Origin of the sequence: Paeniglutamicibacter terrestris (assembly GCF_012271785.1) — a bacterium.
Lineage (GTDB): Bacteria > Actinomycetota > Actinomycetes > Actinomycetales > Micrococcaceae > Paeniglutamicibacter > Paeniglutamicibacter terrestris.
On sequence record NZ_JAAWVT010000001.1, the window covers coordinates 754,944 to 767,421 of the forward strand.

Here is a 12,478-nt window from a genome sequence, read left to right on the forward strand (position 1 = left end):
AACGGAAATGAAACGATGACACAGCCGAATACCGATGCGGCGGAAGCCGCCATCCGCGCCGTCAACGCCGAAGAAAACCGGTTGATGGTTGCGGGCGACACCGACGGGCTTAACGATTTGTTGGCCGACGGCTTCGTCCTGGTACATATCACCGGTTATGAGCAGTCCAAGGCCGAGTGGCTGGAGCATATTGGCTCGGGACAGATGAGCTACCACCTCATCACCGAAGAGGAAGTGAGCGTGAGCGTGAACGGGACACGCGCCGAGCTGGTTGCCAGAAACCTCGTTGACGCCACCATTTGGGGCTCACAAGCGATCTGGCCGCTGAAGATGCGCACCACCTTCGCCCTGCGGGGCGGCAACTGGGAACCAGCGTTCTCCCGCGCCACCACGTACTGAGCCCCACAACGTTCCGAGCTCTACGCTCAAGGATGTACCGCGCGGGCAAAGGGGGCTCTGCCAGTACCCGGAATAGCGGGGACTCCCCCAACGACACGAGACGGTATTGACTGGAAGCCAAGGATCAAACAAGCAGAAATGAGTTGGAACATGCGAGCAGCACTAATGTACGGAGCCGGCGATGTACGCATAGAAACAGTAGACAACCCCACCATCACCGAACCCACCGACGCGATCGTGCGCATCACCGCCGGCTGCATCTGCGGTAGCGACTTGTGGCCCTACGCCTCGCGACCCGCGAGCGTCGAAGGCTCCCGGATGGGACATGAGTTCGTTGGCGTGATCACCGAACTCGGCTCCGCTGTTACGTCCCTGGCGGTGGGTGACTTCGTCATCGCACCGTTTGTTGCCTCCTGCGGCAGCTGCGATTTCTGCAGTGAGGGACTGCAGACCTCCTGCCGTAACGGCGCACACTGGGGCGGGTCCGCGGACGGCGGCCAGGGCGAAATGGCCCGCGTCCCACAGGCCGACGGAACCCTGGTGAAGGTTCCGGCCGGTTTCGATGTGGCGTTGCTCCCCTCCCTGCTGGCACTCTCCGATGTCATGGCCACCGGATACCACGCGGCCGCCAAGGCCCGCATCGTCCCCGGTCAGTGGGTCACCGTGATCGGCGACGGAGCGGTGGGACTGTGCGCAGTCATCTCGGCGAAGCTCATGGGTGCAGGACGCATCATCTTGATGGGCCGACATGAGTCCCGTACCAACCTTGGCCGCGAGTTTGGTGCCACCGACGTGGTTCCCGAGCGCGGCGAAGCCGGCATCAAAAAGATGCGGGAACTAACCAACGGCGATGGGACCCACGTGGTGCTCGAGGCAGTGGGCTTGGCACCCGCCCTCGAGATGGCCATCGGAGCGGTGCGCGACGGCGGCACCATCAGCCGCGTCGGGGCACCACAGTTCTCCACGGTGCCGCTGGGCTTCGGCGAATTCATGCGCAACATCACCCTCACCGGAGGTGTGGCACCCGCCCGCGCCTACATCGATGAGCTGCTGCCGCTCGTCCTTGACGGAAGCATCAACCCCGGCAAGGTCTTTGATCGCACCATCACCCTGGACGAGGTTCCCGCCGGATATGCGGCCATGGCCGCCCGCGAAGCCCTCAAAGTACTTGTCCGCCCCTAACTCCGAGGAAAAGGAAAAAACAATGAACATCACCCTGAACAACGGTGTCTCCATGCCCGCCATCGGGCTCGGCGTTTTCCAAACCCCACCCGAGACCACCACCGATGCCGTCGCGACGGCCCTCGAGGTCGGCTACCGCCACATCGACACCGCGGCCGCGTACGCCAACGAGCGCGAGGTCGGAGAGGGCATCCGGCGCTCCGGAATCCCGCGCTCGGAGATCTTCATCGAGACCAAGGTCTGGATCAGCGACTACGGCTTTGCTGAAACCCTGCACGCGTTCGATAAGAGCGCCGCCAAGCTCGGCGTTGAAACGCTGGACCTGTTCATCTTGCACCAGGCACTTCCCGGCGAATTCGACAAGACGATCGCCGCGTACAGGGCCCTCGAGCAGCTGCACAGCGACGGCCGTGTGCGGGCCATCGGCGTCAGCAATTTCATGCCACATCATCTGGCAGAGCTGCGTGAGGCCACCAGCATCGTGCCTACCGTCAACCAGATCGAGGTGCACCCTTACTTCTCCCAGCCCGAGGTGCGCGCGGCGAACGCGGAGTCCGGCATCCTCACCCAGGCTTGGTCGCCGATCGGCGGCATCACCTCCTATCGCGGAGATGGCCAGAAGAGCACGTTCACTGATCCGGTGATCCTGTCCGTTGCCGAGGCTCACGGCAAATCTGCCGCACAGATCATGCTGCGTTGGCAGTTACAGCTCGGCCATTCGGTCATCCCCAAGTCGGTACGCCCCGAGCGCATCAAGGAAAACTTTGATGTTTTTGACTTCGAACTGACTCCGGAGCAGATGCTGATCATGGGCACCCTCGAAACCGGTGTACGCGGCGGTCCGGCCCCCGAATCGATCACCCTCGAAACCTTCGGCCGAGACATTCCCGAGGCTTGAGCCACCATAGCCGCGCGGATCACCGGCCAACCATCACGAACACCAAAGGAATAAGCACCATGGAACACAACGCAGCGAAGATCGGCACCGTCCTGGTCATCGGGGCCACCGGCAGCGTGGGCCGTCACGCGGTGGCCGAGGCCATAAACCAGGGGTATGAAACGCGCGCCCTCGTCCGTGATGCCTCACGGGCCAGTCGCCTCGATCAAGCGGCCCAGCTGGTGGTGGGTGAGCTGACCCTTCCAGAGAGCCTGAATGCGGCACTGGCAGGCGTCGATGCGGTCATCTTCACCCACGGGTCAGCCTACGGTGATGCCAAGGCCGCCGAAGCCGTTGACTACGGCGCGGTGAAGAACGTGTTGACAGCACTCAACGGTCGGCGGGTGCGTATTGCCTTGATGACCTCCATCGGCGTGACGGTTCCTGGCGGTACCCACGATTGGAAGCGCCGCGGCGAACGATTGGTGCGCGCCAGCGGCAACAGCTACACCATCGTGCGTCCGGGATGGTTTGACTACAACGAGGAGAACCAGTTGGCCATCACCCTGCTTCAGGGTGATGATCGTCGGGCCGGCAGTCCCGCCGACGGCGTCATTGCCCGGCACCAGATTGCCCGCGTGCTCATCGATAGTCTCTCCAGTACTGCAGCACAGAACGTGACAGTTGAGTTGGTGGCCGAGCACGGCGCTGCCCCGGCGGATCTGACTCCCCTCTTTGAAGCCGCGCTGAAGGATCGAAACGGGTCCTTCGACGGGGTGCGGGACCGCGAGAACATGCCGCTGGGATCCGAACCCGAGCGGGTACGCCGGGACCTAGACACGCTGCGCAAGGCGAGCGCATAATGCCAATGTCGTTGGGCACGATGGACGTTTTGTTAACCGGAGACGATCGCACGCTGCGCCCCGCTCTCCGCCCGATTCCCGCACCCGGGGCCGACCAGCTGCTGGTGCGGACCCGAGCGGTGGCACTGAACAACGCCGACCTAGACCGCAGCGGGGCTGAACGCATCGCCGGTTACGAATTTGCCGGTGAGGTCATCGACGCCGGGGCGGATCTGGATCCTTCCCTGATCGGGACGCGCGTCGCGGGTACCGCGCCCGCTGCCTTTGCCCAATACGTGAGCGTCCACCACCGCCACGTCATCACGCTGCCCGACGCGCTGTCCTTCGAGGACGCCGCATCACTTCCCACTGCCCTGCTGACCGAGTCCGGCGCCCTGTCCGTGGCGGGTATCGGCCCGGGTGATTCGGTGCTGATCACCGCCGCCTCCTCCGGCATTGGACTGATCGGTGTGCAGCTGGCCCGGTTGCGCGGTGTTACACCGGTGATCGCCACGACGCGCTCGGCACACAAGCGTGAATTGCTGGAACAACTGGGTGCCGATATTGTCATCAACACCCTCGAGCAAGACGTGGTTTCCACGGTGTTGGCGGTCACTAATGGTCGGGGTGCCACCGCGGTGCTTGACCACGTAGGCGCAGACATGATCGCTGCAACGATTCCGGCCACCAGCAATGGCGGGAAGGTGATCAGTGTTGGCCGGTTGAGCGGCTCCATGGCAACGGTGGATCTGTTTGCACTCGCCCGCCACCGGGTCACGTTGCACGCAGTTTCCTACGGTTTCACACCGCCGGAGGTCATTGGGGACCTGCTTGGCGACCTCGCCTCCCAGGTACTTCCCGCCCTGGCCACGGGCCGGTTCACGGCGGTGGTTGATAGCGTGGTGCCACTCGCCTCGGCGGCCGCGGCCCTGGAACGGCTGGGCAGCGGTCAGGCGATGGGAAAGATCGTATTGCGCATGGTTTAGGGCCTTACACCCGCGGTGGGGAGGTACTGTCAGGGCCTCTTTAGGTGCATCGCGACGGCGTAACGTTGGATGTTATGGATCCACGCGATGAAATACGAGAGTTCTTATCTTCGCGCCGTGCGAAGATCACCCCGCAGCAGGCGAAGCTGCCGGCCTACGGTGGCAACCGCCGCGTCGCCGGCCTGCGTCGCGAAGAAGTGGCGATGCTTGCCGGGGTGAGCGTTGACTACTATACAAAGCTCGAGCGCGGCAATTTCGGCAGCGTCTCCGAAAGTGTGCTCCATGCCCTGGCCCAGGCGCTGCAACTGAACGAGCCGGAGCGGGAACACCTTTTCCACCTGGCATCCAATATGGCCACCATCAAGCCCGGACGCCGACGCACCGTATCGTCCGTCGTGCGGCCAGCGGTGCAGCGCGTGGTGGACGGTCTGGCGGAGGCCCCGGCATTTGTGCGCAATAATCGCCGGGATCTTTTGGCCGCTAACGACCTGGGACGTGCCCTGTACTCCGAGCTGTATGCACAGCCAGCCCCGGATGGCACGATCAACACCGTGCGCTACCTCTTCCTGAATCGTGGTGCCCGGGAGTTCTTCCGAGATTGGGATCAGGCAGCGGCAGACATTGTGGCGAACCTGCGCACCGAGGTCGGGCGTGACCCGCACGATCAATCACTTCAGGAGCTGATCGGTGAGCTCTGCACGCAGAGCCGCGAGTTCGCCACACTCTGGGCCGCCCACGATGTGCGGTATCACGACACCGGATCCAAGGCACTGCACCACAGCATGGTCGGTGATCTGGATTTGAGTTTTGAGGTCATGGACTTGCCGGCCGATAGCGGACAAGCCCTGATCGTTTACGGTGCCGAACCCGGCTCGGTGACCGAGGAACGCCTGCGCCTGCTTTCCATCTGGGCCGCGACACATCGGCAGGAGCACGCCGAAGCCACCCAGTAGGTTCAGCGCTGCCTTGTATCTCAGAGAGGTACTGGCAATACCCGGAACATCAGAGACTTCCTGAACTTTCGCCCGCCCGGTGAACTGGTGTTTATGGAATCAACAACAACATCGGCGCAGCCACTCGGCACCACCCCCGCCGCCCCGGCGCACAGTGGCATGATCCTGGCGATCGTGCTCGTGAGCTACTTCATGATCGTGCTGGACAACTCGATCATCTTCACCGGTCTTCCGCAGATCCGCACGAGTATGGATCTCTCACCGGCGGCCATGGCTTGGGTGCAAAACGCCTACACCTTGGTCTTTGGCGGGCTGTTGCTGCTCGGGGCTCGGGTGGGAGACCTGTTGGGGCGCCAACGAGTCTTTGTGGTGGGTTTGGTACTTTTTGCCGTGGCCTCGTTGTTGGTCGGCACCGCCCAGAATGCGACCTGGATCATCGCGGCCCGTGCCCTTCAGGGCATTGGCGCCGCCATCGTTGCTCCGGCATCCCTGTCGTTAATCACCGCATTGTTCCCGGCCAGCCCACAGCGCTCCCGCGCGATTGCCGCCTATGGGACCACCGCAGGGCTCGGGGCTAGCCTCGGTCTGGTGGCCGGGGGCGCCCTAGCCGGCGCGATCTCCTGGCGTGCAGGATTTTTTATCAACGTCCCGATCGCCATCCTCATGATCACCGCCTCGGCCAAGTTCCTGCCCAGGTTCCCCACCGCGCGTGGGCGTTTTGATGTGGTGGGCGCGCTGACCTCAACGATTGGGATGGGCGCCCTGGTCTACGGGATCATCAATGTTTCCGAACAGGGCTTCCTGGCTCCGTTAACCATCGGATCACTGGTGCTTGCAGCGCTGGTTCTTGTGGTCTTTGTACTCAACGAATGGCGGGTTAACCAGCCGATCCTGCCGTTGCGGCTCTTCCGCAGCCGGGAACGTAGTGGGGCGGCCATTTCGCGGTTGCTCTTTGCCGGCACCATGATCGGCTTCTTCTTTTTCACCACGCAATTCTTCCAGGGCGTTTATGGCTTTACCCCGCTTCAGGCAGGTCTCGGTTTCCTTCCGATGACAGTGATCCAGTTCGTTGCCTCACTGGCGGTTTCACGCTTGGTGCCCAAATTCGGTCATGCCCCGGTGCTTACGGTGGGCTTCGCGCTGGTGCTGAGCGGAATGCTGTGGATTGCCCAGATCGGTGCGGAGACCTCCTACCTCGTGGGGATGGTGGGCCCCCTGCTGGTCATCGGGTTGGGGCAGGGGCTGGCCTTTGGCCCGTTGACCTCCGCCGGAATCTCCGGGGCCCTGCCGCAGGACGCTGGCGCGGCATCCGGGCTGGTCAACACCGCCCACCAGCTGGGCAGCACGCTGGGCGTCGCGGTGTTAACGTCCGTCGCCGCCGGCGCCAGCAGCCTGGCCGGCAGGGTGGCTGACGCCTACGCGGGCGGCAGCCTGATGATGGTCATGGCACTGGCTTCCGCGCTGGTGCTGGTCCTCCCGGCCGAGCTGGCCGCCCGCAAGCAGCGCACCGCGTAGTCACTCCAACTAATGGATCGGATACTTCGTATGGCCAAAAACGTGAATCGACGGGCCGTACTTGGCACCGCGCTGGTCGGCGGCGGAGCGCTGTTGGGCGCGCTGAGCGGTTGCGCAGCTGACGAGCCGTTGCCCAACACACGGCCGAAGGATGAAACCGGCGCCACAACGCTGGTGGTCTATTTTTCGCGAGCCGGCGAAAATTACTACAACGGCGGACGGCGCGATCTTCAGGTGGGCAATACCGAGGTTTTGGCGATGATGATCCGGGATCGGATCAAGACCGATGTGTACCGGATCCTTGAGGCCGAGCCCTACCCCGAGTCGTACGACAACACCGTGAAGCGCAATGCCGAGGAACAAAACACCAACGCTCGGCCGGCCATTGCCGGCCCGCTGCCGGAGCTCGGCCGCTACACCACGGTATTGCTCGGCAGCCCGGTCTGGAACGTGCGGGCACCGATGATCCTTTCCACGTTCCTTGACGCGGTCGATCTCAGCGGCAAGACCGTCCTGCCGTTTGTTAGCTACGCCGTCAGTGGCATGGGTAGCGTCGAAGCTGAGTACCGCGCGTCGCTGCCAACTGCTGAGGTCCGCACCGGGTTAGCCGTGCGCGGTGAGCTGGTCGCCGAGTCCGCACCGGCGATCGAGGCATGGTTACGTCAATCCGGACTCGGCACGTAGCCGTTAGCTCGCGGTGCACCCGGCACCAACGCCCACGCACTTCTGCCGAGTGTCAGGCCTTGGCGGTTACTGCCCGGCGCGGGTCTGCAGTACCTCCAGGGCGGCGGCATCGATCTTGGCCCGGAAGCTTGGACTGGACTTGGCCAGAGCCACCATGGACTTGTGAATGGTGGGGATCTCCGCGGCATTCACGCAGAGCATCATGGTGCCACCGGCGTTAAAGAAGGCCCTGGCGCGCGAGGCATAACTCCAGGCGGCGAGTTGCTTGGCGTTGCACATGTCATCGGAGATCACGATCCCGGTGAAGCCCAAATCGTGGCGCAGCATGGACTTCATGATGATGGAGGAATATGGCCCAACACGGTTCGGTTCGATTTGGGTATAAATCGCGTTGGAGATCATCACCCAGCGGGTTCCCCCAGCAATGGCCCGGATGAAGGGGCGGCGGTAGACGCTATAGCGCGTGGTGATGGTGTCTTTAACGTTGGAGGAGGTATCGGTGTTCTTGGTGACCCTGCCCAAACCGGGGAAATGCTTGGCCACCGGCGCGATGCCGCCGGCACGCATTCCCGCCACGAAGGCACCAACATCATCTGCGACGCTCCAGGAGGTGTAGCCGAACTCGCGGTGCCAGTAGCCGATGGGCGAGTTGTAGGGCGCAAACTCGGCGGAGGGGACGGTGTCGGCGACCGGCGCCAGATTCACGTTGAGTCCTGCGGAGTGCAGCTGCTTGGCCCACGCTGTGGCCTTGGAACGCAACGTTGTGGTTGACCACGTGCCCTGGTGCAGGGCCGTGGGCATGTCGGAGAAACCTGTCCCCTGAAGAACCTGGACGTAGCCGCCTTCCTGATCCGTGGCGATGAAGCGCTTTTGACCACCGGTGCTGCTCAGCGACACGGTGGCGTTGAGCTTGTTGACCACGGATTTGGTGATGGTGACTCCCGCATAACTACGGCCCTTAAGAAAAACGTTGCCCACCTTGTACTTGGTGAGGATCGATAGGTCCGTGGCGCTGGCCCCGGTGGCCGGAAGACCCATCATCAGCACCTGACCCACGCGCTGCTCAAGACTCAGCGTTTTCAGTGTCTGGGTGGGGGTTAGCGCCGAAATGTTCACGGCCGTGCGTTCAAGCGGTGCGCTCACGGGGGCCGAAGGACTCTCCGGGCGCTGGGCCGCCGAAGGTGGCCCCAGTGGTGAGGCAGTGGTGGCCACGACGAGCACCAGTAGCAGTGCCAGACGTGTTACGGCAAAAGGATTGACGGTGGAATGCCCGCGCATGGCGAACGCCTCGATTCGACGGAAACTCACGCCAGTCTATTCCCCCACCGAGTGTTTTAACCCGAAAAAGCCGATCGGATATTCCCGTGGAGCACGGTGGTGCGCTCGTCCGTTCTCTGCGCTACTTACGTCCGCGCAGCGGTGCGACCACCGAAGTCATCGGCAATGTCTTGGGCGACCCGACGCATCAGCGGCAGCATCTCATCGGTGATCGAGGTCGAACCGATGCGCCCTGGCTGCACCGAGACATTCAGCGCACCCAGTAGTTGCGCGCCGCGGTAAACGGGAACCGCCAACCCACGCAACCCCTCGTCAAGTTCCTGCGCGACCAGCGACCAGCCCTGGGCCCGCACGGCGTCCAGTTCGGTACGCAGCTCATCGATGCTTGACACCGTCTTGGCGGTGAAGTGGGTCAGCTTGGTCTTGCGCAAAAATTCCTCGCGTGCCATCTCCGGCAGTTCGGCGACCAGCACCCGGCCCATGGAGGTGGCCCAGGCCGGGAGTCGGTTGCCGATGCTCACGTTCATCGAGTGCATGCGCGGGGCGGCGATGCGCTCCACGTAGAGGATGTCCTGGTCATCAAGCACGCACAGCGCGGTGGTCTCGGCGAGCTCGACGGCCAGGGATTGCAAGTGCGGGCGGGCAACCTGCGGCAGCGTGAGTCCGGAGAGGTAAGAAGCCCCAATGTCCAGCACCCGCGGGGTCTGCCGGAAGGCGTTGCCGTCGGTTTCTAGGTATCCCAGATCCACCAGGGTGAGCAGGAAACGGCGGGCCGCAGCCCGCGAGACGGTGATGGCCTCGGCCACCTGCGTCACCGTCAGCAGCGGATGCGCAGCGTCAAAGGCCAGCAACACCGCCAGCGTCTTTTCCGCCGATTTCACATAGTAATCAGGCTGCTCGGCCATGGCCCCACTCGTCCCCTTGTTTGTTGCTAATACGTGGTCAAACGGTTGCGCTCGAATTGGGCGGCCAGACGCACCGGTGCATTCGGTGCCCCATAACCGTCATAGCCTCCGCGACGCTGAACAACCTCAAGGAACATCGAGCCTACCGTTTCGGTATAAAAATGCAGGAATTCGCCATGTTCGTCGCGGTCATACAGCAGGTTCAGTTCCTGCAACTGCACGAGGGTCTCCCCGCTCAGTGCGAACCGCGCCGCCAAGTCTTCATAGTAGTTGTTGGGCACGGGCAAGAATTCCATGCCCGCCGCCACGGCCTGCCGAGCCAGCGAAATAATGTCATCGGTGTGCACAGCAATATGCTCGGGATAACTCGGGGCGCGATCGCCGGTGCCTTCTAGTCCGTGCGGCACGATGTTCAGCGCCAGCCGTACCGCACCGTCCGTGGTGCGCAGCACCTGGGAGCGCACCAGGCCCATGGGGCTGGGAACCTCGGTGCCGGGGCGGGCGGCGAGGTTCAGTGTGGAGGTATAAAAGAGCACCGATTCATCAAAGGCCTGCCACGGCTGGGCTAGGTTGATGTGGTCAATGCCGGTGATGGACCCGGTATCGCTCAGCGCGGAGCCGTCACCAAATTCCGCGGTCCAGGCCGGTTCGGTGGCGGTGGTCCCGAAAAAGACCTCGGTGGCATCCGGTGCGGTGAAGCCGTGCAGCGGTTGCTCACCCACGGTGTGGTGGCGTGGCACCACCGGTGCCTTCAGCGCTGTGGCACGCATCGTGCCCAGTGTCGCGTCCGGAACCTGGATGCCAAAGCCGGAGACCTCGGCGGTAATTCCGCGGCTGCGCTGGGTGTTGATGATGATCCGTGCGTTCCCCGCACTCCACAGCGTGACCGGCTTGCGGCGGTGCTGGCCGCGGAAGCTGAAGCCCAGCTGGGCCAGCATTCCGGCCACCGCTTCGGGATCCTCGGTGCGGATTTCCGCGTAGTCGAATCCGGAGGCCTCTTGGGCACCGGGCAGCGCGGAAATACCCAGCGGGTAGGTGGTCGCGCCGGCGCCCAGCAGCGTTGCGGTTTTGTCTTGAAGCCAGATTAGCGAACGCATCCCATCCACGGCGGTGCGCTCCACATTGGACTGGCGGAAGACATCGTTGAAGATTTCCAGCGAGACGATTCCGTCATAACCCGAGCGCACCAGATGCCCCATGAAGGCGTCGAGTTCGAAGGCACCCTCGCCGGGGAACACCCGGTAGTGGCGCGACCAGGAGAGGATGTCCATGGAGAGTACCGGGGCATCGGCCAGCTGGACGAAGAAGATCTTTTCCGCCGGGATCGCCGCGATTCCCGCGGGGTCATCTCCTCGGGAGAGGATGTGGAAGGAATCAAGGCAGAGCCCCACATTGGGGTGGTTCACCTTTTGAACAATGCGCCAGGAGTGCCCGTAGGTGTTAACAAAGGTGCCCCAGGCCAGGGCCTCGTAAGCAATTTTTACTCCATAGCCGGCGGCCAATTCGCCCAGTGCGCGAATCTGTGTGACAAAAAGTTCATCGTCATTGATGGTTGCCGTGCCCACGTTCGAGCACAGGAGCATGGTGCTGATACCCAGGCGGTTCATGAGCTGGAATTTGGCTTCGGCACGGGCCAAGTTGGCGACGAAGGTGTTCTCGTCAACACCCTCAAAGTCGCGGAAGGGTTGGAAGAGGTCCAGGCTCAGGCCGAGTCGGTTGGCCAGGGCCAGAACTTCCTCGGGCGACATGGGCGAGACGGTGAGGTCTTGCTCGAAGATCTCGATGCCGTCAAATCCGGCCTTGGCGCAGGCCAGCATCTTTTGCTCAAGCGTGCCGGAAATGCAGACGGTGGCGATGGAGGTGCGCATTTAGAGACCGGCCTCCAGCATTTCCAGCAGGTGGGCATGCATGCGTGCGGTATCCGGGGTGATGCCGGTGATGATTTCGAAGGCGTCAACTGCCTGACCCACCGCCATGTTCCCGCCATCTAGTGTGCGGCAGCCAAGGGCCTTCGCGGCGGTGATGAGTTCGGTATCCACGGGCCGGTAGACCACATCGGCCACCCAGTGTTCTGCACTCAGTCCGCTGATGTCAAAGGGCAATCCGGGGTGATGGTGCATGCCCACGGGGCTGGCGTTCAGTACACCGTTCACCTTGGGCAGCAGGACGGGGACCTGGTCAATGTCGCAGGCCAGGATCGTGCACTCGGGAAATTGCATGGATAGGGTCGCGGCGCGTTCCGCGGCGCGGGTGGCTTCCGGATCGACCAGGAACAGTTCCTTGACTCCCGAGGCCAGCAGCGCGTAGGCGACGGCCGAACCGGCCCCACCCACACCTAGCTGCAGTACGGTGTCCAGGGTGGCGTCGGGCAACCCGTTGGCCAGTGCCCAGGCGAAGCCCGAGGCATCGGTGTTAAAGCCGTGGAACGAGCCGTCCTTGATGATCACGGTGTTCACCGCACCGATCGCCTTGGCCTCATCACTGATCTCATCTAGGTGTTCAAGCACCAGTTGTTTGCAGGGGTGGGTGATGTTAAAGGCGTTGAACCCCAGGGCCGCTCCGGCAGACAACAACTCTCCGACGTCGGTGGCTTCCTTGCCGATGATCGTGAGGTCGATCGGACGGTAAAGGTAGCGCAAGGAGTGGGCGTCGCCCTCACGCTCATGCATGGGTGGAGTCAGCGATGGGATGACCCCATCACCAATCAGGCCAACAAGATACGACTGCGTGGTGGTGCTCATGACTGCTCCAGTCCTTGAGATTATTTCTCGTATGGATTGTCTTGAATGTGATTTAGCTCTACTCTAATGGTTGTACGGAATTCGTACAACTGTACGCTTTGCGCACAAAGAAGTGC

Annotated in this window: 12 protein-coding genes; 8 read left to right on the top strand and 4 right to left on the bottom strand. The window is 62.8% G+C overall.

Annotated features, from left to right (window positions below):
* Positions 1 to 15 precede the first annotated feature (15 nt).
* From HED64_RS03435 to HED64_RS03470, 8 genes are all read left to right on the top strand, one after another.
* Positions 16 to 399 (top strand): nuclear transport factor 2 family protein, encoded by a 384-nt coding sequence (locus HED64_RS03435; RefSeq protein ID WP_168150671.1) that lies wholly within the window; start codon positions 16 to 18, stop codon positions 397 to 399.
* Positions 400 to 549: 150 nt separating this feature from the next.
* The gene (locus tag HED64_RS03440) at positions 550 to 1,581 is read left to right on the top strand and encodes a zinc-binding dehydrogenase (RefSeq protein ID WP_168150672.1); all 1,032 of its coding nucleotides are present in this window, start codon (positions 550 to 552) and stop codon (positions 1,579 to 1,581) included.
* 22 nt (positions 1,582 to 1,603) lie between these two features.
* Positions 1,604 to 2,479 carry an aldo/keto reductase gene (locus HED64_RS03445; RefSeq protein ID WP_168150673.1) on the top strand — a complete coding sequence of 292 codons (876 nt, stop codon included), beginning with the start codon at positions 1,604 to 1,606 and terminating at the stop codon, positions 2,477 to 2,479.
* Between the two features lie 59 nt (positions 2,480 to 2,538).
* Positions 2,539 to 3,321, top strand: a complete 783-nt coding sequence (locus tag HED64_RS03450) for an SDR family oxidoreductase (RefSeq protein ID WP_168150674.1) — start codon at positions 2,539 to 2,541, stop codon at positions 3,319 to 3,321.
* Positions 3,321 to 4,286: a quinone oxidoreductase family protein gene (locus HED64_RS03455; protein WP_210149173.1), complete on the top strand. Its 966-nt coding sequence runs from the start codon at positions 3,321 to 3,323 to the stop codon at positions 4,284 to 4,286. Before HED64_RS03450 ends, HED64_RS03455 begins: the two co-directional genes overlap by 1 nt.
* 74 nt (positions 4,287 to 4,360) lie before the next feature.
* A complete protein-coding gene (locus HED64_RS03460; RefSeq protein WP_168150675.1) occupies positions 4,361 to 5,239 on the top strand; it encodes a helix-turn-helix transcriptional regulator in 879 nt (292 codons plus the stop codon).
* Between the two features lie 93 nt (positions 5,240 to 5,332).
* Positions 5,333 to 6,754, top strand: coding sequence for an MFS transporter (locus HED64_RS03465; RefSeq protein ID WP_168150676.1), 1,422 nt, complete (start codon positions 5,333 to 5,335; stop codon positions 6,752 to 6,754).
* Between the two features lie 30 nt (positions 6,755 to 6,784).
* Positions 6,785 to 7,438 (top strand): flavodoxin, encoded by a 654-nt coding sequence (locus HED64_RS03470; protein WP_168150677.1) that lies wholly within the window; start codon positions 6,785 to 6,787, stop codon positions 7,436 to 7,438.
* A 66-nt stretch (positions 7,439 to 7,504) separates the two neighbouring features.
* Here HED64_RS03470 and HED64_RS03475 read toward each other — a convergent pair whose 3' ends face one another.
* The 4 genes from HED64_RS03475 to HED64_RS03490 form a co-directional block, all read right to left on the bottom strand.
* Positions 7,505 to 8,746 (bottom strand): glycoside hydrolase family 3 N-terminal domain-containing protein, encoded by a 1,242-nt coding sequence (locus HED64_RS03475; protein ID WP_342590640.1) that lies wholly within the window; start codon positions 8,744 to 8,746, stop codon positions 7,505 to 7,507.
* A gap of 95 nt (positions 8,747 to 8,841) precedes the next feature.
* On the bottom strand, positions 8,842 to 9,621 hold the full coding sequence (locus HED64_RS03480) for an IclR family transcriptional regulator domain-containing protein (protein ID WP_168150678.1): 780 nt from the start codon (positions 9,619 to 9,621) through the stop codon (positions 8,842 to 8,844).
* A gap of 26 nt (positions 9,622 to 9,647) precedes the next feature.
* Positions 9,648 to 11,489 (bottom strand): bifunctional sugar phosphate isomerase/epimerase/4-hydroxyphenylpyruvate dioxygenase family protein, encoded by a 1,842-nt coding sequence (locus tag HED64_RS03485; protein ID WP_168150679.1) that lies wholly within the window; start codon positions 11,487 to 11,489, stop codon positions 9,648 to 9,650.
* Entirely contained in the window at positions 11,490 to 12,362 is an 873-nt protein-coding gene (locus HED64_RS03490) for a shikimate dehydrogenase (protein WP_168150680.1), read from the bottom strand.
* Positions 12,363 to 12,478 lie beyond the last annotated feature (116 nt).

Bases quoted from the DNA above. Each gene is read 5' to 3' on its own strand.
- HED64_RS03440 (WP_168150672.1), top strand. From the start codon at position 550: ATGCGAGCAGCACTAATGTACGGAGCCGGCGATGTACGCATAGAAACA.
- HED64_RS03445 (WP_168150673.1), top strand. From the start codon at position 1,604: ATGAACATCACCCTGAACAACGGTGTCTCCATGCCCGCCATCGGGCTC.
- HED64_RS03490 (WP_168150680.1), bottom strand. From the start codon at position 12,362: ATGAGCACCACCACGCAGTCGTATCTTGTTGGCCTGATTGGTGATGGG.
- HED64_RS03470 (WP_168150677.1), top strand. From the start codon at position 6,785: ATGGCCAAAAACGTGAATCGACGGGCCGTACTTGGCACCGCGCTGGTC.
- HED64_RS03485 (WP_168150679.1), bottom strand. From the start codon at position 11,489: ATGCGCACCTCCATCGCCACCGTCTGCATTTCCGGCACGCTTGAGCAA.
- HED64_RS03460 (WP_168150675.1), top strand. From the start codon at position 4,361: ATGGATCCACGCGATGAAATACGAGAGTTCTTATCTTCGCGCCGTGCG.
- HED64_RS03450 (WP_168150674.1), top strand. From the start codon at position 2,539: ATGGAACACAACGCAGCGAAGATCGGCACCGTCCTGGTCATCGGGGCC.
- HED64_RS03465 (WP_168150676.1), top strand. From the start codon at position 5,333: ATGGAATCAACAACAACATCGGCGCAGCCACTCGGCACCACCCCCGCC.
- HED64_RS03455 (WP_210149173.1), top strand. From the start codon at position 3,321: ATGCCAATGTCGTTGGGCACGATGGACGTTTTGTTAACCGGAGACGAT.
- HED64_RS03435 (WP_168150671.1), top strand. From the start codon at position 16: ATGACACAGCCGAATACCGATGCGGCGGAAGCCGCCATCCGCGCCGTC.
- HED64_RS03480 (WP_168150678.1), bottom strand. From the start codon at position 9,621: ATGGCCGAGCAGCCTGATTACTATGTGAAATCGGCGGAAAAGACGCTG.